Raw genomic sequence first — 20081 nt, forward strand, 5'->3', positions numbered from 1 at the left:
GACGGCGCCATCGCGGTGCGCCGCGCACAGCCGGACGCCGACCTGCTGGCGCGCTTCGCCGCCGCGCCGGCGCGCCGCGACTGGTGGCTCGCGCGACTGAGCCGGTGCTACGCGCTGCTGACCGGCACGACGGACGCGCGCGTCTTGGCGTAGAACCGACGGGCCCGGTTGCGATTGCCGCAGTCCTCCGCCACGCACCAGCGCCGGTTGTGACGCGGCGAGGTGTCCCGGAACACCCAGCCGCAGTCGGCATCGGCGCACTGCCCCAGTCGTCCGGCTCCCGCGCCGCGCAGCAGGTCGACCATCGCGAGCGCCACGCGTCGCCGGATCAGCGCCGCATCGACCGGGAGCTCCCAGATCCATCCGTCGGCGCCGGGGATCAGACGCGCGGCCCGGATCGCGTCGTCGTAGGCGGCGGTGAGAGGCTCCGACGGCCCGTCCTGGAACGCGAGCTCGTAGAACGCCTCGCGGAGGAGGACCACCCGCGCCACCTCGTCCGGATCCAGCGGGAGCGCCGCGCCCTCCGCCGCCGTCACGACACCGGTCTGCTGCGCCCAGCGGCGGAGGTCGTCGCTCGTCCCGAGATGCTCGATGCGCCGCGTCGGGCTCAGGCGCCACGAGACCGTGTTGATCAGATCGAGGCTCGCGTCGCCCCCGATGCGGGCGAATTCTCGCTGGCGCTCGTAGGGGACGACGGATTCGGTCACAGGCCGATCCTAACGCCTGAACCGGGTCTTGCGCATGAGGCCGGTCTTCGCCACTATCTAATGCATGAAGACCAATTCGCACGTTAGCGATGGGTGGGACTTCCGGCGTCTCTGGGCATCCGAGGCCACGGCCACCCTCGGCGACGAGCTCGGCGAGTTCGCGATCCCGCTGGTGGCCGTGTTCGCGCTGCACGCCTCGGCGGCCGACCTGGGATGGATCGGCGTCGCGCGATGGCTCCCGTTCCTGCTGCTCGCGCTGCCGCTGGGAGTGCTGGTGGATCGGATGCGTCGCAGACCGCTGCTCGTCGCCGCCGTGTCCGGTCGTGCGGTCGCGGTCGCCCTCGTGGGCGCCGTCGCGCTGTCGGGGGGTCTCTCGTTCGGCGTCCTGCTCGTGCTGGTCACGGCGGCGGGATGCTGCCTGGTGGTGTTCGAGGTGGCGGGGCAGTCGTTCGTGCCCGCGGTGGTCGCCGCCGATCGACTCGAAGGCGCCAACGCCCGGCTGACCGCGACGGTCTCGACCATGCAGGTCGGCGGACCGGGGCTCGGCGGCGTCCTGGTGCAATCGCTCTCGGCGCCGGGGACGGTCATCGTGTCCGCGCTGCTGTACACCGCGTCGGCGGCGTCGCTGCTGCGGATCCGGGCACGCGAGTCGGTCGCTCCGAGCGTCGGGTTCGTGCGGGCGCTGCGGGAAGGACTCCGGTTCGTCGGACGCGACCGGTATCTGATCGCGAACCTCGGCTTCTCCGCCCTGTACAACCCGTTCGCGCAGTGGGTCCAGGTGCTGCTGACGCTGCACGCGGTGCAGCAGCTGGCGCTCAACGCCGTCGGTCTCGGCGCGGTGTTCGCGATCGGCGCCGCCGGCGGCGTCCTCGGCGCCGTCACCGCCCGCCGCGCGGTGCGGCGGCTCGGCGCCGGACGGGTCATCCTCTGGTGCGCGATCGTGGAGTGCACGGCGCTGCTGGTGATCCCGTTCGTCGACGCATCGTGGGGCGTCGCCGGCGTGATCGGGGCGCTCGGCGGCGTGTGCGCCCTCAACGGCTACGGCGTGGCGGCCTCGAGCGTGCTGCTGGTCACCCTGCGCCAGTACCGGACCCCCGACGGCATGCTGGGCCGCGTGAGCGCCAGCCTGCGCTGGATCACCTACGGCACGATCGCGCTCGGCTCCGCCGCCGGCGGGTTCGTCGGCGAATGGCTCGGAACGCGCGCCGGCCTCGCGGTCGGCGCGGTGCTGTGCCTGGGGACGGTGGTGTGGGTCGCGCTGTCGCCGCTGCCCCGCATCCGGGACCTCGCCGAGGTCGCCATCCCGGAGCGTACGACGGCCTACTCGATGCCGCTGTAGACGTGCAGCCCCTTGAAGAAGAGGTTCACGATCGTGAAGTTGAACATCACCGCGGCGAAGCCGATGATCGACAGCCACGCCGAGCGCGTGCCGCGCCAGCCGCGCGTCGCGCGCGCGTGGATGTAGCCGGCGTACAGCACCCAGATGACGAAGGTCCACACCTCCTTGGTGTCGAAGCCCCAATAGCGTCCCCATGCGCTGTTGGCCCAGATCGAGCCGGCGATGAGGGTGAACGTCCAGAAGATGAAGCCGATGATCGCGAACCGGTAGGCCAGCGATTCCAGCGCCTCCGACGACGGCAGGATGCGGAGGAACCGCAGGCGCACCCTGGCGGGGGCGGCATCCGGGGCGGCGTTGATCGCGCGGTGCTCGCGCCGGGTCTGCAGGAGCTGGAGCACCGAGAGGGCGAAGGCCAGCGCGTACAGGGCCGTGGCGAGTGAGGCGACGAACACGTGGATGACCAGCCACACGCTCTTGAGCGGGTCGGACAGTGGCGTCACCTCGACCCACAGGAGCGACGACCCGCCCAACAGCACCACGATCAAGCCGGTCACGAACGCCCCGAGGAACCGGAGGTCGTAGCGGAACAGCACTGCGAGATACACCGCGATGATCAGCATCGTGCCGGTCATCGAGAACTCGTACATGTTCGACCACGGCACCCGCCCGGCGGCGATGCCGCGGGTCACATCGGCTCCGACGTGGAAGACGAGCCCCAGCCAGGTGAGGGAGGTGCCGATGCGCGCCCACAGCGGCCGGTCCCGCTTCGCGCCCCGGGCGGCGAGCGCCGTGGCGGCGCGATCCTGCGAGACGCGCACCGCGTCGATCGACTCGCGGCCGGAGGCACCCACGCCGACCAGCTCGCGCTCCCGCGCGTCCTGCGCCTGGACCGCCTGCGCACCTCGGCGGGAGAGGTCGACCGTGTACGCGACGAACGCCAGCGCGTAGATCGCGATCGCGGTCCAGATGAGCAGCACCGACACGTTGTCGAGCGAGAGATCGGACATGGGCCTCAGTCTAGATCCGGGGCCGCTTGGCGGCGGGGCGGGCAGCCCGGGGCGCCGCGGCGGCGTCCGGGACGGTGAACACGTCGGGTGCGCGGCGCAGCGCCTGCGCATGGCGGTCGGCGAGCTGGGCGACGGCGCCCGCGAGCGTCGGGTCCTCGCCGCGGGCGAGGCCGGCGTACTCGATGCGCAGCGTGCCGTCGCGCGGGGTCACCTTCACCCACATGCGCCGGCGCGGCACGAACAGGGCCAGCAGGAGCCCTGCCACCGCGATCGCCGCGAACAGCAGCACCCAGGGAGCGGCGACGTCGTGGTGGATCGACAGCGACACGTACCGCTTCACCGACTGGGAGTAGTCGGTGTCGGTGGACGTGCTCAGCGGGTTCGCGTCGGGGGACTCGTTCTCGAACGTGATGGTGCCCAGCCCGTCGGGCAGCTCGGCCGTCTCCCCCGGCAGCAGCTGGATCGCGTCGGTGTCGGTGCCGGGGCCGGCGAGCTGGGTCATGCCGGTCGGGTCGAGGGTGTACACCGAGCGTGCCGTGCCGTCGTCGATGCCGAGATCGCCGGCGTAGACGTTCAGGCTCAGCATCGGGTAGACGAGGTCGGGGTACACCGAGGTGTACGTGCCGTCGTCGAGGGGCTGCGCGGTCGGGTAGAAGTAGCCGACGAGCCCCAGCTGCTCGCTCAGCCCGTCCGTCACCTTCACGACACCGAGGGAGGTCATGTTGCTGTCCTGCGGCAGGAAGGCCACCGAGTCGTGGAAGACGACGTTGCCGTCGGCGTCGCGCACCGTGATCGTGGGGGCGTAGCCGTTGCCCATGAGGTAGACGCTGTCGCCGCCGATCTGCAGCGGGTGGTTCACCCGCACGTCGCCGGTGGTGGACGTGCCGTCGGGCTCGGTGGTGGTGACGTGGGCGTCGAAGTCACCGGCCTGGCCGGAGCCGGCTTCGCCGTACGGCACGTAGCTGACGTCGAAGCTGTCGAGCGTGATCGAGTACGGCGACAGCAGCGCCGCGTTGACGAACCGGCCGGGGTTGAACGACGAGTAATAGGTCAACGCGTTCGTGAACGAGGTGCCCTCGATGATCGCCCGCTGCCCGGTGTAGGTGTACGCCCCGCCGACGCCGACCGCGATGAGCACGCCGACGAGGGCCACGTGGAACAGCAGGTTCCCCGTCTCGCGCAGATAGCCGCGCTCCGCCGACACCGACACCACGCCGCCGCGGTCGTAGCGCTCGATGCGATAGCGTGCCCTGCGCAGCAGCGCCGTCGCATCGCCGATCGCGGTCTCGGCGGCGGTGGCGACGTCCTCGCGGGCGACCGTGACGGTCACGGCGGTGTGGTCGGCTAGGCGGGAGAGCCGCGCCGGGGTGCGCGGCGGGCGCGAGCGCAGCGCCTTCCAGTGGTGCACGGTGCGCGGGATGACGCAGCCGATCAGCGAGACGAACAGCAGGATGTAGATCGCCGAGAACCAGGCCGAGCCGTAGACGTCGAATATCTGGATCTTGTCGAGGATCGGCGCGAGGTCGGGGTTGTCGGCGAAGTACTGCGTGACGCCGTTCGGGTCGGCCGAGCGCTGCGGGAAGATCGACCCCGGCACCGCGGCGATCGCCAGCAGCAGCAGCAGCACGAGCGCCGTGCGCATGCTGGTCAGCTGTCGCCATGCCCACCGCAGCCAGCCGAGCACGCCCAGCCGGGGCTGCACGATCAGACCGTCGTCGTCGACCTCCACGGTCTCCGCGGTGCCGTCGACGTGGTCGGCGGGCCGGAGCGGGTCGGCCTCGTCGACGGTCTCGTTCTCAGAGCGCGGGCGTGACACCGGCGAGCACCCCCTGCAGGTTGGACATGACGACTCCCCAGATGCCGGTGACCATGAGCACACCGAGCACGATCAGCAGCACGCCGCCGACGATGTTGAAGACACGGATGTGGCGGCGCACGAATCCGACCGAGCGGGTCGCCCACCCGAAGCCGAGCGCGATGAGCACGAACGGGATGCCGAGGCCCAGCGAGTACGCGAGGCCCAGCAGCGCGCCGCGTCCGGCGGATGCCTGGTCGAACGACATGTTGAGGATGACCGCGAGCGTCGGGCCGATGCAGGGCGCCCAGCCGAGTCCCATCGCCAGGCCCAGCAGCGGCGCGCCCACGAGTCCCAGGTTGCCTTTGACCTGCGGCTTGAGGGTGCGCTGCGCGAAGCCGAACAGCCCGATGAACACGAGGCCGAGCAGGATGATGACCCCGCCCATGACGCGCGTGATCGGGTCCTTGTAGGTCAGGAAGAACACGCCGAACGCGCCGCCGACGATGTTCATCGCCATGAACACGACGGTGAAGCCGGCGATGAACAGCAGCACGCCGCCGACCAGCCGTCCGCGGCCGATCCGCCCGCCGGCGCGCGGAGCGACGGCTCCGCCGAGGAACCCGAGGTAGCCGGGCACGAGCGGCAGCACGCACGGCGAGAGGAACGACACGAGTCCTGCCGCGATCGCGATGGGCACCGCGAGCCACAGCGCGCCGCCCGCCACGATGCCGGTCACGAGGTCTCCGCGACGGCGTCGTTCACCAGGGTCGTGAGGATCGACGCGTCCGTCAGCTGCCCGACGATGCGCGCCGCGATGCGCCCCTCCTTGTCGATGACGAGGGTCACCGGCACGGCCGTCAGCGGCACGGCGTCGGCGAACGCCAGGTTCACGGCGCTGTCGTCGACGGCGATGATGCTCGGGTAGCTGATGCTGTAGGTCGCCATGAACGACGACACCGTCTGCGGCTGGTCGTAGATGTTCACGCCGAGGAAGGAGACGTCCTCGTCGCTGACGGCGGACACGGCCTTCTCGAGCTGCGGCGCCTCGGCGCGGCACGGACCGCAGGCCGCGTACCAGAAGTTCACGACGAGCACCTGCCCCGCGTAGTCCGAGCTGCCGACCGTGTCGCCGTCCTGCGTGGTCCCGGTGAACACGATCGGCTCCCCGCGGTCGGCGGGATCGGTCTCCTGCACCTGGAAGTCGCCGGAGATGAAGCCCTGGTCCGATCCCGACAGGTACTGCTGGGCGAGGTCGTCGTTCGCGCACGCCGCGAGCGCGGCGGCCAGCCCCACCACGATCGCCGCGGCGGCGATCCGCCTCGGCCAGCGCACACCGGTCATACCGCCCCCACATCCACGGAGCCCGCGGTGGACGCCGGCTCCGCGTAGTCGACCTCGCGCCACAGGCCGCGCGCGTCACGCCGGAAGCTGGTGACGCTCGAGAGGGCGCAGCGGCGCCGACGCGGATCGTGCTTGAGGGGCTCGCCGTTCATCTGCAGATGGGTGACCCAGATCGGCAGCTGATGGCTGACGATCACGACGTCGCCGGCGGGCACGGCATCCCACGCCTGCGTCATGGCCTCGCGCATGCGCCCGACGACCTCCGCATAGGGCTCGCCCCAGCTCGGGACGGAGGGACGGATCAGGTGCCGCCAGTTCAGCGGGTTGCGCAGCGCCCGCGACATCCGGCGTCCCTCGAAGACGTTGGTCGGCTCGATCACGCGCTCGTCGAGGACGGGCGGGATGCCGAAGAGCTCGACGAACGGCTCCGCGGACTCCTGCGTGCGCTGCAACGGCGAGCAGATGAGCGCCGAGACCGGACGCTGCAGCGAGCGCACATACTCGGCGGCCTGCCGGGCCATGCGCCGGCCGTCGACGCTGAGCCGGTATCCGGGCAGTCGCCCGTACAGCACGTGCGCGGGGTTGTGGACCTCCCCGTGGCGCACGAGATGCAGGCGATCGGCGGACACCAGACGATTTTACGTGGACGGGTCATAAGAGGACGCTGAGCGTGGGCTGGACGCGGACGGCGACGCCGCGGCTCATGACGGCTCGCCCGCGCCCGGGCCGTACACCGGGACCACCCGCTCCACCGGATGCCGCGCGTACACGATCGCCAGCACGCCCAGCCCCGCGGGCACCACGATCGTGATCACGCTCAGCACAGCACCCACCACCGCCACGAACGACAGCAGCTGCTCGGCGGGCACGGCCGCCGCCGCCAGCTGGATCAGCACCTGAGGGGCGACGACAGCGACCAGCCCCCACAGCGGCGCCCACCGCCACCGCGACGGCACATCCGCGGCGCGGGCGATCATGACGACGGCGACGATGCCCGCACCGAGCCGGATCACGATGTCCAGGTAGCCGAGGACCATCACCGGTCCGAGGTCGCCGACGCTCGCCAGCACACCGTCGACGAGGCCGATCACGACCGGCCAGCAGCCGAACACGATCACCGCGCCGGCGCCCAGCCGGCTCGCCCCGGCGACGCGCCGGCCGTCCGGGATGCCGAGCGCGAGCACGAGCGCAGCGGCGGCGAACAACAGGCCGCCCACCACGCTCGCCGGCGCCGTCGACGCGCCGCCGGACAGGGCCGCGATCGCCGCCGTCGCCGAGGCGATCAGCAGGCTTCCGCCGACGACCCAGGAGAGCTGCAGACCACGCCGTGCCGCCATGACCCCAACCTATGACTCGCCCGTGCGGCGCGTCGAGGGCGGGTCAGAACGTCGCGGTGTCCGGGTCGGCGCCGACGCGCAAACCGCGGTCGAGCCCGTCGATGGCAGCCGTCTCGGCGTCCGTCAGCTCGAAGCCGAACACGTCGAAGTTCGCCGCCATCCGCTCGCGCGAGACCGACTTGGGGAACAGGATGACGCCCTGCTGCAGGTGCCAGCGGATGACGACCTGCGCCGGGGTGACCCCGTGCGCCTGTGCGGCCCGCACGATCGCGGGGTCGCCGAACAGGTCGTACTTGCCCTGACCGAGCGGTCCCCAGGCCTCGGTGCGGATGCCGAGCCCTTCGCCGAACGCACGCAGCTCGTGCTGGGCGAAGGCGGGGTGCAGCTCGATCTGGTTGACCGCGGGCACGGCTCCGGTCTCGTCGACCAGCCGCTGCAGATGCGGCCGGTGGAAGTTGGACACGCCGATCGAGCGCGTCAGGCCCTCTCCCTGCAGCTGCTCGAAGACCCGCCACGTCGCCACGTAGCGGTCCAGGTCGGGCCGCGGCCAGTGGATCAGGTACAGGTCGACGTGGTCGAGGCCGAGCTTGGCCAGGCTCCGCTCCAACGCCGGGCGGGTGGTCTCGGCGCCCTGCTCGGCGTTCCACAGCTTGGTGGTGACGAACAGCTGGTCGCGGGGGATGCCGCTGGCGGCGAGCGCGCGGCCGACGCCCTCCTCGTTGCCGTACGCGGCGGCGGTGTCGATGTGCCGATAGCCGATCTCGAGCGCATCGGTGACGATGCGCTCCGTCTCGGGCGGGTCGATCTGGAAGACGCCGAAGCCGAGCTGGGGGATGGTGTGGCCGTCGTTGAGCGTGATCTGCGGAACCGTCATCGTTCCAGCCTGCCACCCCTGCGGCGACATGCGCGCCGGGACCGCCAGCAGCGCCCCCGTAGACTGGACCCCCGTGAGCGAACGCGTCCTGATCAACCAGCTGCAGACCCTTCCCGACGGGCCGGTGACGGTGTCCGGATGGGTCGAGACGGTCCGCGATCAGAAGAAGGTGCAGTTCGTCATCCTGCGCGACGAGACCGGTGCGGTGCAGCTGGTCAACCCGGCCACCCGCGAGCCGGACGAGGACGCGGCGTCCTTCGCGCTCACCGAGACCGTCTCCGGCCTCGCGACCGGCACGTTCCTCACCGTCACCGGCGCCCTCACGCACGACGAGCGCGTGAAGCTCGGCGGCGTCGAGGTGAGGGTCGCCACGCTCACGGTCGCCGCGGCCGCAGACCCGGAGACCCCGATCGCCGCCGACAGCGGCCTGGACAAGCGCATGGACTGGCGCTTCCTCGACCTGCGCCAGCGCCGCAACAACCTCATCTTCCGCATCCAGACCACGCTCGAGCACGCGATGCGCACCTACTGGGTCGAGCGCGACTACATCGAGATCCACTCCCCCAAGCTCATGGCGAGCCCGTCGGAGTCCAACGCCGAGCTGTTCAGCCTCGACTACTTCGAGGACAAGACCGCCTACCTGGCCCAGAGCCCGCAGTTCTTCAAGCAGATGGCGCAGTCCGCCGGATTCGGCAAAGTGTTCGAGATCGCCCCGGCCTTCCGCGCCGACCCGTCGTTCACCTCGCGGCACGCCACCGAGTTCACCTCGATCGATGCCGAGATCAGCTGGATCGACTCGCACGACGACGTCGCCCGGATGCAGGAGGAGCTGCTGCGGACCGCGATCCAGGCGGTCAAGGACACGCACGGCGCCGAGATCGAGGAGCTGTTCGGGATCGAGGTGGTCGTTCCCGCCCTCCCGTTCCCGCGCATCCCGCTGGCCGAGGCCCGCGAGATCGTCGCCGCCCGCGGCTACGTCATCCCGCGCACCGACGGCGACCTCGACCCGGAGGGCGAACGGCAGATCTCGGCGCACGTGCAGGAGACCTACGGTCACCAGTTCGTGTTCATCACCGACTACCCGCGCGAGATCCGGCCGTTCTACCACATGCGGGATGCCGAGACCGGGCTGACGAAGTCCTACGACCTGCTGTTCCGCGGCGTCGAGATCACGACCGGCGCGCAGCGCGAGCACCGCGTCGACGTGCTGGTCGAGCAGGCGCGCGAGAAGGGCCTCGACCCCGCCCACCTCGACTTCTACCTCGACTTCTTCCGCTACGGCGCACCGCCCCACGGCGGCTTCGGCATGGGGCTCGCGCGCGTGCTGATGCTGCTTCTGGGCGAGTCCTCGATCCGCGAGGTCACGTTCCTGTTCCGCGGCCCCACCCGGCTCGCGCCCTGAGGCCCCCGGCGTTCGCGTGACGCGCAACCCCGGGGGTGCGCTCAGCGACAGCCGGTAACGTGGCGCCCTCCCCGACCCGAGGAGGACCATGCTCGATTCCTGGCTCGCCTTCGCCATCGCCGTCGCGGTCGCGGTCGCCGCCGCGATCGTGCTCACCGTCGTCGTCGCCCTCACGGTGCGTCTCATCGCCCGCCGTCGCGCCTGGCCCACCGCGCTCGTCACCCGCGCGAGGCGTCCGTTCCGGGTGCTCGCGCTGGTGGTGGCGCTGTGGATCGCGGTGACCGTCGCCTTCCCGGATGCCGGCTGGACCTCGACGCTCGACCATACCTTCACGATCCTGGTGATCGCGGTCGCCGCGTGGCTGCTGGCCGCCCTCGTCGCGTTCGCCACCGACCTGACGCTGGGGCGCTACCGCATCGACGTGCCCGACAACCGGGTGGCCCGCCGCATCCGCACGCAGACCCTCATCCTGCGGCGGCTCGTGATCGCGGTGATCGTGATCCTCGCGATCGGTGCGATCCTGCTGACCTTCCCGGCGGTGCAGACGTTCGGCGCCAGCGTCCTGGCCTCCGCCGGCATCGCGTCGATCATCGCGGGTCTGGCCGCGCAGTCGGTCCTGGCGAACATCTTCGCCGGCCTCCAGCTCGCGTTCAGCGACGCGCTGCGGGTCGACGACGTGGTCGTCGTGGAGGAGGAGTGGGGTCGCGTCGGCGAGATCACCCTCAGCTACGTCGTGCTCGACCTGTGGGACGAGCGGCGACTCGTGCTGCCGTGCACCTACTTCACCACGACGCCGTTCCAGAACTGGACGCGGCAGGGCTCCGAGCTGCTGGGCGCCGTCGAGCTCGACCTCGACTGGCGCATCTCCCCCAGCCGGATGCGCGCACGTCTCGACCAGGTGCTCGCCGACACCGACCTCTGGGACGGCCGGGCCAGCGTGCTGCAGGTCACCGACGCGGTCGGCGGCTACGTGCGGGTGAGGATCCTGGTCACGGCCAGCGACGCCCCGACGCTGTTCGACCTGCGGTGCCTGGTGCGCGAGGCGATGGTCACCTGGATGCAGCAGGCGATGCCCGCCGGGCTGCCGGTGCAGCGCGTGCTCATGACCGAGCCGGAGAAGCACGTGATGCACGAGCCCACACCCACCGGCGAGGCGGGGCTGTTCACCGGCAGCGCGGCGGCGGAGGCCCGCGCGTCGACCTTCACCCAGGCGATCCCGGTGGTCGGGTCCGAGCCGGAGGAGGAGGATCAGACCTCGACGTCGACCGCCACGCGACCGGAGACCACCGAGCGGACGTAGGCGACGACCGCCTGATGGGCGGGGTGCCGCTGGTACGCGTCCAGCGCGGCGCGGTCGGCGACGTCGACGATCAGCGCCACGTCCCAGTTGCCGTCGCCGACGATGTCCGGACCGACGGTGATCTCGAGGATCTCGGGCACGACCCCGCGGAGCGCCCCCAGCTCCGCGGTGATGCGCGCGGCCTGCGCGGCGCGCTCGGCCGTGTCGCCGGTCGCGAGCTGCCACGCGACGATATGACGGATCGTCACTGCGCCGGCTCCTTCACCGCGGCCTCGAGCGCCAGCCGCAGCCGCTCCGGCGCGACGCGCCAATGGGCATGGACGCGATCGTCGATGAGCACGACGGGGATCTTCTCCCACCACAGCTCGTACAGCGCGGGATCGTCCTGAATCGACATCTCGACGACCTCGACAAGGTCCGCCTGCTGCGCGGGGAGCTCGGCGAGCACCTGCTCGACGACACCGACGGCGACGTCACAGAGATGACAGCCGTCCTTGCCGATGATCGTGATGGTGGTCACGGGATCAATCGTATCCCCGGCGGGGCATACGGGCTCGGCCTAGGTCTCGACCGGGAAGCCGGCGGCGACCCACTCGCCCGTGCCGCCCTCGACGTTGGTGACGTCGTAGCCGCGGGCCTCGAGCGCCTGGACGACACGGGCCGAGCGACCGCCGAGCTGGCAGATCACGTCGAACGCGCCGTCGGGCAGCTCGTCGAGATGGTCGCCGATGGTGGACATCGGCAGGTTGACCGCGCCGGGGACATGGCCTCCGGCGTACTCATCCGGCTCACGCACGTCGACGAGCGGAACCCCGTCGCGCTCGCGCAGCTGCTGCACGGTGATGGACTTCATCGATCCCCTCCTGACGGAACACGAAGCGCCCGTCCACAGGACAGGCGCTCGGTGTCGGATGCCGCTTACTTCTTGTTGCGGCGCTGGTGGCGAGTCTTGCGAAGCAGCTTGCGGTGCTTCTTCTTCGCCATGCGCTTGCGGCGCTTCTTGATGACAGAACCCACGGAAAACCTCACTACGTCAGGGGTCTGGGCGCAGCCTCGCTGCTCCCGGGATCGGGCAATCGGAAAAAATGCCTCGGAACAGTCTAGCCGACGTCGGCGACGGGTCGCTGCACGAGCTCGTCGACGGCGCTCTGCGGCACGCGATAGCTCCGCCCGAACCGCACCGCGGGCAGCTCGCCGGCGTGGACGAGCCGGTACACCGTCATCTTCGAGACGCGCATGATCTCGGCCACCTCAGCGACGGTGAGGAAGCGCGTGTCGGCGAGATCCGGCATCCGAGGTCCTTCTGTTTGCTGCGATCACGCGCCGCTGCGCGCTGTTCGACAGCGTAGAGGTCCGCGCGACGCGTGTAAACCTATGTGGCCGCTGTGACGGATCGTGGCGGCCTTCTCGCATAGCGATCACATATCCGGGACATGCCTGCATCGAAGCCGGCATGCCGAGAGTAGAAGCATGTCCGATACCACTGCATCCTCCACCGGCGGGACCACCGTCCTGCCGCCGCTTCCTCCGCGCTCCGCCGCGGAGGCCGCCGAGGCGGCGTACGCCTCGGACTTCCACTCCGCCCCCACCACGCATCTCACCACCCCCGCCGAAGCGGCCGAGCCGGTGACCGACGTGTACCACCCGGTCGCCGTCGAGGCGGCGGCGCCGGCTGCCCCGGCGAACGCCACGCCGAAGCGCCGCCGCGGCGTGATCGCCGCGATCATCGGCGGCGGCGTGCTCGCCGTCGCGCTGATCTTCGGCGGCGGGATGTGGGCCGGCTGGGCGCTCGGGAGCTCGCAGACCGTGAGCACGACGTTCGAGCAGGGCGAGTTCCCGGGCGGCGACGGATCCCAGTTCGGACCGGGCTCCGGCACGGGCGAGCAGGGCACGGTGCCCACCCGCCCCGACGACGGATCCGACAGCAGCGGCTCGGACGCGGACTCCTAGCGGCCGGGCAGCCGCCGCAGCGCCGAGGCGACCGCATGGTTCACCGACGCGGCCGCACGGCCGACGACCTCGGCGGCATGAGCCGCTGAGACCGGCAGCGACACGATCGGGACGCCGCCGTCCGCGGCGTCCTCGAAGGGCAGCAGCCAGTCCTCGACCTCGACCAGCGGCGCCGCCGACAGGCTGTAGTAGCGGTGCTGACCGTCCTCCCGCACCCAGACGAGCTCGGCGTCACGGAGCACCTTGAGGTGCTTGGACACCGTCGGCTGGCTGACGCCGAGCTGGGTGACGATGTGGGACACGCTCGTTCCCTGCTCGCCCACCGCGGACCGGTCCAGCAGCAGCCGGAGGATGTCACGCCTGGTCGCGTCCGCGATCACGCCGAAGATGTCCGCCATGTGCTTAGGTTAGCCGTGCGGTCGCCGCTGTTCCACGACAGCGCGTCGATCGCGGGGAGGAGCACCGGCGATGGCAGGCGCGGCGGCCTGGCAGCGGCGATGGGCCCGGAACTGGGATCGTGTCGCCGACGGTGCCCGCGCGTTCACGACCTCGTCGCCGGCGCGCTTCGCCATCCTCGTCTTCTCCGCGCTGGTGCTGCTGTTCACGGCGCTGCTGTCGTTGCCGGCCGCGTCCGCCGACGGCCAGGTCACACCGCTGGCCGATGCCGTGTTCACCGCGGTGTCGACGATCTGCGTCACCGGCCTGTCGACGGTGAACATGGGCGAGCACTGGTCCCCGTTCGGTCAGGTGCTCATCTACGTCGGCGTCAACATCGGCGCCCTGGGCGTGCTGACCCTCGCCTCGATCCTGGGCATGATCATCTCGAAGCGGCTGGGGCTGCGTGCCAAGCTCATCGCGGCCGGCGACACCAACCCGCTGCGCGTGCACGGCGGGCCGGTCAACGAGGGTCAGACGGTGCGGCTCGGCGAGGTCGGCCAGCTGCTGCGCACCGTGGCGCTGTCGACGGTGGTCATCGAAGCGGGGCTGGCGATCCTGCTCTACCCGTCGCTGCTGGTGGGCGGGGTGAACCCGGTCACCGCCATCTGGGAGGCGCCCTACTTCGCCGCGATGGCGTTCACGAACACCGGGTTCTCACCCAACGCCAACGGCCTCACGCCCTTCGCCACCGACTACGTCTTCATGTCGGTGCTGATGATCGGCGTGTTCCTCGGGTCGATCGGGTTCCCGGTGATCTTCACGCTCTGGCGGCACCAGTGGCACGTGCGCCGCTGGTCGCTGCACACCAAGCTGACCCTGATCACCACCGTCATCCTGTTCTTCGCCGGCGCCGCCGTGTTCGTCACGCTCGAGTACGACAACCCGGCCACGTTCGGCGGGATGGATGCCTGGGACACCGCGTTCCAGTCGATGTTCCTGTCGGCCATGACCCGCTCGGGCGGGTTCTCGGTCGTCGACATCGGGCAGCTGCACGGCTCGTCGCTGCTGGTCGGGTCGATGCTCATGTTCGTCGGCGGCGGCTCGGCATCCACCGCCGGCGGAATCAAGGTGACGACGCTCGCCGTGCTCGCCCTCAGCGTCTGGTCGGAGGCGAAGGGCCGCCCGTCGGTGCAGGCGTTCGGCCGCCGCATCCCGAGCGACGTGCAGCGGGTGGCGCTCTCGGTGGTCGCCTGGGGCGCGACGATCGTCGCCGTCTCCACGATCACGATCGCGCAGCTGACCAAGGCGCCGGTCGACGAGGTGCTCTTCGACGTCGTGTCCGGCTTCGCCACGGTGGGCCTGTCGAGCGGGCTCACCCAGGACCTGCCCGACCCCGCGATCTACGTGCTCGCGGCCACGATGTTCATGGGGCGCGTTGGTACAGTGACTCTCGCCGCGGCGGTGGCCGCGTCGACCCGTTCGCAGCTCTACGCGCTGCCGGTGGAAAGGCCGATCGTTGGTTGAGCAGATCCGCACCGACGCGCCCGTGCTCGTCATCGGGCTCGGCCGCTTCGGCGCCGCGTGCGCGGGCGAGCTCGACCGTCTCGACCGCGAGGTGCTCGCCATCGACGAGAACCTGGAGCTCGTGCAGAAGTGGTCGGACCGGGTCACGCACACGGTGCAGGCCGATGCCAAGAACATCGACGCGCTCACCCAGATCGGCGCGAAGGACTTCCAGGTCGCCGTCGTCGCCGTGGGCTCCTCGATCGAGGCGTCCGTGCTCATCACCGCCAACCTGGTCGACCTGAAGGTGCCGCAGATCTGGGCCAAGGCGGTGTCCCAGTCGCACGGCAAGATCCTCGCCCGCGTGGGCGCCAACCACGTCATCTACCCCGAGCGCGAGGCCGGCGAGCGCGTCGCGCACCTCGTGAGCGGGCGGATGCTGGACTTCATCCGCTTCGACGACGACTTCGTGCTCGCCAAGATGTACCCGCCGAAGTTCATCCGCGGTGTGGGCCTGAACCAGTCCGGCGTCCGCTCACGGTTCAACGTGACCGTGGTGGGCGTGAAGAGCCCCGGCAAGCCGTTCCGCTACGCCGAGGCCGACACCGTCGTGACCAACCACGACCTCATCATCGTGTCGGGCACGAACAGCGACATCGAGCGCTTCGCGTCCCTCGACCGCTGACCCCCGCTCAGGCACCCGCGGCGAGCTCCTTCGCACGGACCAGGGCGGCATCGGTCGCCCTGGCGAACAGCTCGTCGAGATGCGCGTCCTGCAGCACCGCGACGGCGCGCTCGGTCGTGCCCGCAGGGCTCGTGACGCGGCGGCGCAGCTCGGCGGGGTCCTCTCCCGCAGCCGCCAGCAGGGCGGCGGCGCCGATGAAGGTCTGCTCCGCCATCACCCGCGCGTCGTCGCGGGCGAAGCCCTTGCCCTCTGCGGCCGCGGTGAGCGCCTCGATCAGCAGGTACACGTAGGCGGGTCCCGAGCCGGAGATCGTCGACAGCTCGTCGATCTGCGCCTCCGGCACCTCGATGACCGTGCCGACCGTCTCGAACAGCGCCCGCACGAGCGCCACCTGCTCCGGTCCGGCGTTGCTGCCGGCCGACAGCCCCGTGACCGCCTTGCCGACCAGCGCCGGCGTGTTCGGCATCGACCGCAGCACCGCGACATCCGGCCCGAGGATCCGCTCGAACGTCGCGATCGTGACCCCCGCCGCGATGCTCACCACGATCGCGCCCGGGCGCAGGTGCGGGGCGATCTCCGCGAGCAGGTCCGGCACCAGCGCCGGCTTCACACCCACGAGCACGATGTCGGCGGATGCCGCCGCCTCGGCGTTCGCGTCGGGCCGCTCCTCGATGGCGAGGCTCGTGACCCCGGGCAACGCGGACAGGGGGGCGGCGGTGGCGACGCGGCGGTTGGTGACGGCGATGCGGTCGGCGAGCCCCGAGGCGACGACGCCCCGCAGGATCGCGCCGCCCATGGAACCGGCGCCGAGCACGGCGATCGGGGGGAGTGCGCTCATGCCTCCAATGTACGCAGCCTCCGTAGACTCGGGGGCATGAGTGCATCCGGCGGTGGCAAGGCGATCCTGGCGGCGTTCGCGGCGAACCTGGGCATCGCCCTGGCCAAGTTCATCGCCTGGGCCTTCTCCGGCTCGGCGTCGATGCTCGCGGAGGGCATCCACTCCGTCGCCGACTCGGGCAACCAGCTGCTGCTCCTGCTCGGCGGACGCAGGTCCCGCCGAGCCGCGGACACCGAGCATCCCTTCGGCTACGGCCGCGAACGCTACGTGTACGCGTTCGTCGTGTCGATCATCCTGTTCTCGGTCGGCGGCCTGTTCTCGATCTACGAGGGCGTCGAGAAGATCACGAACCCGCACGAGCTCGAGAACGCCTGGCTGCCGATCCTGGTGCTCGTCATCGCGATCTGCCTCGAGTCGTTCTCGCTGCGCACCGCGGTGAAGGAGTCGAACCACTCCCGCACCCCCGGCCAGTCCTGGGTGTCGTTCATCCGCCGGGCCAAGGCGCCCGAGCTGCCGGTCGTGCTGCTCGAGGACGTCGCCGCCCTCACCGGCCTCGCCTTCGCCCTGATCGGCGTGGGTCTCACCGTCATCACGCACAACTCGGTGTTCGACGCGATCGGCACGCTCATGATCGGCACGCTGCTGGTGCTCGTGGCGATCGTGCTCGGCATCGAGACCAAGAGCCTGCTGGTGGGCGAGGGGGCGAACCCGGCGGACGCCGACGCGATCGTCGCCGCGATCGAAGGCGGCCCCGGAGTCGAACGCCTGATCCACATCAAGACGCTGTACCTCGGCCCCGACGAGCTCCTGGTCGCCGCCAAGCTCGGCTTCGGCGCGGACCGCACGCTCGCCGCGGTCGCCGCCGACATCGACGCGGTCGAGGCCCGCATCCGGGACGCCGTGCCCATCGCACGCGTCATCTACCTGGAGCCCGACGTCTACCGGCCCGACGTGGCGTCGCCGCCCACGGAGCAGATCATCCTGCGGTCGGAGGACTGACGCGGCGCGCGTCGAAGAACGCCCGCAGCTGCGCGGCGGCGGCATCCGCCTCGACGCCGGCGACCACCTCGACCCGGTGCGGCAGCCGCCGATCCCGCACGACGTCGTACACCGAGCCGGTGGCGCCGGCCTTCTCGTCCCACGCGCCGAGCACGACCCGGCTGATCCGGGCCTGCAGCAGTGCGCCCGCGCACATGAGGCACGGCTCGAGGGTCACCACGAGGGTGCAGCCGTCGAGGTTCCACGAGCCGAGGGATGACGCCGCCGCGCGCAGCGCGACGACCTCGGCATGCGCGGTGGGATCGGCATCCGTCTCGCGCCGGTTGCGTCCCTCGCCGATCACCCGCCCGACGGCGTCGACCACGACGGCGCCCACCGGCACCTCGCCGACGTCGGCCGCCTCGGCCGCGAGAGCCAGCGCCCGCGCCATGGCGGCGCGATCGACGGCGGAGACGGGCAGCGGCACCTCTCCAGGGTAGGGCCGGTGCCCTACCCTGAACCCATGCGCCTGCACGTCGCCGACCATCCGCTGATCACGCACAAGCTCTCCGTGCTGCGCGACGCCCGCACGCCCTCGCCGGTGTTCCGTCAGCTCACCGAGGAGCTGGTCACCCTCCTCGCCTACGAGGCGACCCGTTGCGTGCGCGTCAGCGAGATCGAGGTCACGACCCCGGTGACCACCACCACGGGCGTGCGGATCAGCGAGCCGCGACCGCTGGTGGTCCCGATCCTGCGCGCGGGACTCGGGATGCTGGAGGGGATGGTGAAGCTGCTGCCGACCGCGGAGGTGGGCTTCCTCGGGATGGTCCGCGACGAGGAGACCCTCCAGCCGACGACCTACGCCGAGCGCCTGCCCGACGACCTCAGCGACCGGCAGTGCTTCGTGCTCGACCCGATGCTCGCCACCGGCGGGTCGCTGGGCGCCGCGATCGACTTCCTGTTCCGCCGGGGCGCGCAGGACGTGACCGCGATCTGCCTGCTCGGCGCACCGGAGGGAGTCGCCGCCATCGAGCGGCAGACGGCGGGTCGCGATGTGACGCTCGTGCTGGGGGCGCTGGACGAGCGTCTCAACGAGAAGGGATACATCGTGCCCGGGCTCGGCGACGCGGGCGACCGGCTCTACGGCACGGTCTGAGCACGCCTCATTCCGACAGGTCCCGGCATCCCGGCACTGCGCAAACTCCGCGATTCGCATAACCTCTGCCGGTCTGCGCTGACACGGCTGAGATCATGCGAATCGCTGAGATTGTGCGAAACGCGAGCGGACGCCGAGGGGCGGACGCCGAGGGGCTGACGTCGAGGGCGCGCGGGCCGAGGGGGAATGCCGGCTCAGGCGCCGACGAGGGTGGCGAACGCGGACAGCCGGGCCACGCCGTCGGGGGTACGGGGCAGGTCGTCGAGGAGCCCCGGCGAGTACAGCAGGTACGCCGTGTGCATCGCGCGCGAGATCGCGACGTTGAGCCGGTTCTGCAGCAGCAGGAACTCCAGTCCTCGCGGCGCGTCACGACCGCTGGACGCCGCGAGGCTGACGATCGCGACCACCGCCTCCTGCCCCTGGAACCTGTCGACCGTGCCGACGCGCACCCCCTTGATGCCGGCGGCGTCCAGAGCCTCCTCCACGCACACCTGCTGCGCGTTGTACGGCGTGACGACGATGAGGTCGGCCGCCGTCAGCGGGCGCGGGGGCGCGGGGGCGACCACGCCGTCGCGCTCGTCGGCATCCCGCCACTGCCGGCCCAGCACCTCGCGCACGATCCGCACGACCTCGGCGGCCTCCGCGGGCGAGGAGACCGCGTCGCCGCGGTGGACGACCGGCACCGGGTGAAGGCCGGGCGCGACGCCGTCGAGCACGCGGTGCGCCGTGACCGGCGCGGCGGCGAGCTCGCCCGCGTACGAGAGCACCGAGACCGGTGCGGCGACCTCCGGGCGCATCCGCCAGGTGCGCGCGAGGAAGTAGCCCATGCGCGGGTCGATCACCGGCTGCCCCGCCATGACCCAGCCGAGGGCGGAGGTGTCGACGGGCTCGGGGTGGGTGCCCTGGCTGACCTGCGGAAGCTGCTGCGGGTCGCCGAGCAGCAGCAGCCGCTGCGCCGCCACCGACACCGCGATCGTGGCGGCGAGGGAGAACTGGCCCGCCTCGTCGATGACGAGCAGGTCGAGCCCGCCGCGGGCCACGCGCTGCGGGTGCGCGAAGTCCCACGCCGTGCCGCCCACGACGAACCCGCCCGGGCGGTCGGCGATGAAGGCCGCGAGGGCGTTCTTGGCCACCGGGGTGAACGAGACGGCGGCCGCGGCATCCTTCGGCGCCTTGCCCACGAGCTCGGCCGGCACGCCCGCGGCGACGACACGGTCGAGCATGTTCTCGACGACCGCGTGGGACTGCGCCACCACGCCCACGCGGTAGCCGTGCTCGCGCACGAGACGGGCGATCACGTGCGAGCCGACGTGCGTCTTCCCGGTGCCGGGCGGCCCCTGCACGGCCAGGTAGCTGCGCTCGAGGTCGAGGATGCCGCGCACGATCTGAGTGACGTCGTCGGCGTCGGCGTGCGGGAGGCCGCCGGCGCGGGTGCGCGGCGGGCGCCGCCGCAGGATGTCGGTGGCGGCGTCGGCCGGAAAGCCGGGC

Annotated in this window: 25 protein-coding genes; 8 read left to right on the forward strand and 17 right to left on the reverse strand. The window is 71.3% G+C overall.

The window, feature by feature from the left end; genetic code table 11:
• Positions 1–107 precede the first annotated feature (107 nt).
• A complete protein-coding gene (locus QM626_RS08350) occupies positions 108–707 on the reverse strand; it encodes a CGNR zinc finger domain-containing protein (protein WP_415075917.1) in 600 nt (199 codons plus the stop codon).
• A 64-nt stretch (positions 708–771) separates the two neighbouring features.
• Between QM626_RS08350 and QM626_RS08355 the strand changes: the two genes are divergently transcribed.
• Positions 772–2046: an MFS transporter gene (locus tag QM626_RS08355; RefSeq protein ID WP_415075919.1), complete on the forward strand. Its 1275-nt coding sequence runs from the start codon at positions 772–774 to the stop codon at positions 2044–2046.
• Here QM626_RS08355 and ccsB read toward each other — a convergent pair.
• From ccsB to QM626_RS08390, 7 genes are all read right to left on the reverse strand, one after another.
• On the reverse strand, positions 2028–3053 hold the full coding sequence (gene ccsB / locus QM626_RS08360; protein ID WP_415075921.1) for a c-type cytochrome biogenesis protein CcsB: 1026 nt from the start codon (positions 3051–3053) through the stop codon (positions 2028–2030). The genes QM626_RS08355 and ccsB overlap by 19 nt on opposite strands.
• 10 nt (positions 3054–3063) lie before the next feature.
• The gene (locus QM626_RS08365; RefSeq protein WP_415075924.1) at positions 3064–4869 is read right to left on the reverse strand and encodes a cytochrome c biogenesis protein ResB; all 1806 of its coding nucleotides are present in this window, start codon (positions 4867–4869) and stop codon (positions 3064–3066) included.
• Positions 4850–5587: a cytochrome c biogenesis CcdA family protein gene (locus QM626_RS08370; protein ID WP_415075926.1), complete on the reverse strand. Its 738-nt coding sequence runs from the start codon at positions 5585–5587 to the stop codon at positions 4850–4852. Before QM626_RS08370 ends, QM626_RS08365 begins: the two co-directional genes overlap by 20 nt.
• Positions 5584–6192, reverse strand: coding sequence for a TlpA family protein disulfide reductase (locus QM626_RS08375; RefSeq protein WP_415075928.1), 609 nt, complete (start codon positions 6190–6192; stop codon positions 5584–5586). Before QM626_RS08375 ends, QM626_RS08370 begins: the two co-directional genes overlap by 4 nt.
• On the reverse strand, positions 6189–6821 hold the full coding sequence (locus QM626_RS08380) for a histidine phosphatase family protein (protein WP_415075930.1): 633 nt from the start codon (positions 6819–6821) through the stop codon (positions 6189–6191). Before QM626_RS08380 ends, QM626_RS08375 begins: the two co-directional genes overlap by 4 nt.
• A gap of 72 nt (positions 6822–6893) precedes the next feature.
• The gene (locus QM626_RS08385) at positions 6894–7529 is read right to left on the reverse strand and encodes a hypothetical protein (protein WP_415075932.1); all 636 of its coding nucleotides are present in this window, start codon (positions 7527–7529) and stop codon (positions 6894–6896) included.
• A gap of 43 nt (positions 7530–7572) precedes the next feature.
• The gene (locus QM626_RS08390; RefSeq protein ID WP_415075934.1) at positions 7573–8403 is read right to left on the reverse strand and encodes an aldo/keto reductase; all 831 of its coding nucleotides are present in this window, start codon (positions 8401–8403) and stop codon (positions 7573–7575) included.
• Positions 8404–8476: 73 nt separating this feature from the next.
• Here QM626_RS08390 and aspS point away from each other — a divergent pair, with 73 nt between their 5' ends.
• Both aspS and QM626_RS08400 read left to right on the forward strand, forming a co-directional pair.
• Complete coding sequence (gene aspS, locus QM626_RS08395; protein ID WP_415075936.1) at positions 8477–9805, forward strand: aspartate--tRNA(Asn) ligase; 1329 nt, start codon at positions 8477–8479, stop codon at positions 9803–9805.
• 88 nt (positions 9806–9893) lie between these two features.
• The gene (locus tag QM626_RS08400; RefSeq protein ID WP_415075938.1) at positions 9894–11105 is read left to right on the forward strand and encodes a mechanosensitive ion channel family protein; all 1212 of its coding nucleotides are present in this window, start codon (positions 9894–9896) and stop codon (positions 11103–11105) included.
• On the opposite strand, the gene QM626_RS08405 is transcribed toward QM626_RS08400, so the two are convergent.
• The 5 genes from QM626_RS08405 to QM626_RS08425 form a co-directional block, all read right to left on the reverse strand.
• On the reverse strand, positions 11054–11353 hold the full coding sequence (locus QM626_RS08405) for a Dabb family protein (RefSeq protein ID WP_415075940.1): 300 nt from the start codon (positions 11351–11353) through the stop codon (positions 11054–11056). The genes QM626_RS08400 and QM626_RS08405 overlap by 52 nt on opposite strands.
• The gene (locus QM626_RS08410) at positions 11350–11625 is read right to left on the reverse strand and encodes a glutaredoxin family protein (RefSeq protein ID WP_415075942.1); all 276 of its coding nucleotides are present in this window, start codon (positions 11623–11625) and stop codon (positions 11350–11352) included. The genes QM626_RS08405 and QM626_RS08410 overlap by 4 nt, the downstream gene beginning before the upstream one ends.
• Positions 11626–11664: 39 nt before the next feature.
• The gene (locus QM626_RS08415) at positions 11665–11958 is read right to left on the reverse strand and encodes a rhodanese-like domain-containing protein (protein WP_415075944.1); all 294 of its coding nucleotides are present in this window, start codon (positions 11956–11958) and stop codon (positions 11665–11667) included.
• A 65-nt stretch (positions 11959–12023) separates the two neighbouring features.
• Positions 12024–12122 carry a 30S ribosomal protein bS22 gene (locus QM626_RS08420; protein WP_003792170.1) on the reverse strand — a complete coding sequence of 33 codons (99 nt, stop codon included), beginning with the start codon at positions 12120–12122 and terminating at the stop codon, positions 12024–12026.
• An 83-nt stretch (positions 12123–12205) separates the two neighbouring features.
• Positions 12206–12397 carry a helix-turn-helix domain-containing protein gene (locus tag QM626_RS08425; RefSeq protein WP_415075947.1) on the reverse strand — a complete coding sequence of 64 codons (192 nt, stop codon included), beginning with the start codon at positions 12395–12397 and terminating at the stop codon, positions 12206–12208.
• A gap of 178 nt (positions 12398–12575) precedes the next feature.
• Between QM626_RS08425 and QM626_RS08430 the strand changes: the two genes are divergently transcribed.
• Complete coding sequence (locus QM626_RS08430; RefSeq protein WP_415075949.1) at positions 12576–13055, forward strand: hypothetical protein; 480 nt, start codon at positions 12576–12578, stop codon at positions 13053–13055.
• Here the strand turns inward: QM626_RS08430 and QM626_RS08435 are convergent.
• On the reverse strand, positions 13052–13453 hold the full coding sequence (locus QM626_RS08435) for an ArsR/SmtB family transcription factor (RefSeq protein WP_415075951.1): 402 nt from the start codon (positions 13451–13453) through the stop codon (positions 13052–13054). The genes QM626_RS08430 and QM626_RS08435 overlap by 4 nt on opposite strands.
• A 70-nt stretch (positions 13454–13523) precedes the next feature.
• Here QM626_RS08435 and QM626_RS08440 point away from each other — a divergent pair, with 70 nt between their 5' ends.
• Together QM626_RS08440 and QM626_RS08445 are read left to right on the forward strand one after the other, a co-directional pair.
• Positions 13524–14957 (forward strand): TrkH family potassium uptake protein, encoded by a 1434-nt coding sequence (locus QM626_RS08440; protein ID WP_415075953.1) that lies wholly within the window; start codon positions 13524–13526, stop codon positions 14955–14957.
• Complete coding sequence (locus QM626_RS08445) at positions 14950–15621, forward strand: potassium channel family protein (RefSeq protein WP_415075955.1); 672 nt, start codon at positions 14950–14952, stop codon at positions 15619–15621. Before QM626_RS08440 ends, QM626_RS08445 begins: the two co-directional genes overlap by 8 nt.
• A 7-nt stretch (positions 15622–15628) precedes the next feature.
• Here QM626_RS08445 and proC read toward each other — a convergent pair whose 3' ends face one another.
• Positions 15629–16459: a pyrroline-5-carboxylate reductase gene (gene proC, locus QM626_RS08450; RefSeq protein WP_415075957.1), complete on the reverse strand. Its 831-nt coding sequence runs from the start codon at positions 16457–16459 to the stop codon at positions 15629–15631.
• Between the two features lie 36 nt (positions 16460–16495).
• Between proC and QM626_RS08455 the strand changes: the two genes are divergently transcribed.
• A complete protein-coding gene (locus QM626_RS08455; RefSeq protein ID WP_415075959.1) occupies positions 16496–17458 on the forward strand; it encodes a cation diffusion facilitator family transporter in 963 nt (320 codons plus the stop codon).
• Here QM626_RS08455 and tadA read toward each other — a convergent pair.
• Positions 17436–17888, reverse strand: coding sequence for a tRNA adenosine(34) deaminase TadA (gene tadA / locus QM626_RS08460; protein WP_415075965.1), 453 nt, complete (start codon positions 17886–17888; stop codon positions 17436–17438). The genes QM626_RS08455 and tadA overlap by 23 nt on opposite strands.
• A gap of 72 nt (positions 17889–17960) precedes the next feature.
• Here tadA and upp point away from each other — a divergent pair, with 72 nt between their 5' ends.
• A complete protein-coding gene (upp, locus tag QM626_RS08465; RefSeq protein ID WP_415075961.1) occupies positions 17961–18593 on the forward strand; it encodes a uracil phosphoribosyltransferase in 633 nt (210 codons plus the stop codon).
• Positions 18594–18787: 194 nt separating this feature from the next.
• Here upp and QM626_RS08470 read toward each other — a convergent pair.
• A partial coding sequence (locus QM626_RS08470; RefSeq protein WP_415075963.1) for a DEAD/DEAH box helicase occupies positions 18788–20081 on the reverse strand: 1294 nt, incomplete at its 5' end.

This window comes from Microbacterium sp. (genome assembly GCF_047606385.1).
GTDB lineage: Bacteria > Actinomycetota > Actinomycetes > Actinomycetales > Microbacteriaceae > Microbacterium.

Bases quoted from the DNA above. Each gene is read 5' to 3' on its own strand.
- QM626_RS08355 (WP_415075919.1), top strand. From the start codon at position 772: ATGAAGACCAATTCGCACGTTAGCGATGGGTGGGACTTCCGGCGTCTC.
- ccsB (WP_415075921.1), bottom strand. From the start codon at position 3,053: ATGTCCGATCTCTCGCTCGACAACGTGTCGGTGCTGCTCATCTGGACC.
- QM626_RS08375 (WP_415075928.1), bottom strand. From the start codon at position 6,192: ATGACCGGTGTGCGCTGGCCGAGGCGGATCGCCGCCGCGGCGATCGTG.
- QM626_RS08385 (WP_415075932.1), bottom strand. From the start codon at position 7,529: ATGGCGGCACGGCGTGGTCTGCAGCTCTCCTGGGTCGTCGGCGGAAGC.
- QM626_RS08390 (WP_415075934.1), bottom strand. From the start codon at position 8,403: ATGACGGTTCCGCAGATCACGCTCAACGACGGCCACACCATCCCCCAG.
- QM626_RS08400 (WP_415075938.1), top strand. From the start codon at position 9,894: ATGCTCGATTCCTGGCTCGCCTTCGCCATCGCCGTCGCGGTCGCGGTC.
- QM626_RS08415 (WP_415075944.1), bottom strand. From the start codon at position 11,958: ATGAAGTCCATCACCGTGCAGCAGCTGCGCGAGCGCGACGGGGTTCCG.
- QM626_RS08425 (WP_415075947.1), bottom strand. From the start codon at position 12,397: ATGCCGGATCTCGCCGACACGCGCTTCCTCACCGTCGCTGAGGTGGCC.
- QM626_RS08430 (WP_415075949.1), top strand. From the start codon at position 12,576: ATGTCCGATACCACTGCATCCTCCACCGGCGGGACCACCGTCCTGCCG.
- QM626_RS08435 (WP_415075951.1), bottom strand. From the start codon at position 13,453: ATGGCGGACATCTTCGGCGTGATCGCGGACGCGACCAGGCGTGACATC.
- QM626_RS08440 (WP_415075953.1), top strand. From the start codon at position 13,524: ATGGCAGGCGCGGCGGCCTGGCAGCGGCGATGGGCCCGGAACTGGGAT.
- proC (WP_415075957.1), bottom strand. From the start codon at position 16,459: ATGAGCGCACTCCCCCCGATCGCCGTGCTCGGCGCCGGTTCCATGGGC.
- QM626_RS08455 (WP_415075959.1), top strand. From the start codon at position 16,496: ATGAGTGCATCCGGCGGTGGCAAGGCGATCCTGGCGGCGTTCGCGGCG.
- tadA (WP_415075965.1), bottom strand. From the start codon at position 17,888: ATGGCGCGGGCGCTGGCTCTCGCGGCCGAGGCGGCCGACGTCGGCGAG.
- upp (WP_415075961.1), top strand. From the start codon at position 17,961: ATGCGCCTGCACGTCGCCGACCATCCGCTGATCACGCACAAGCTCTCC.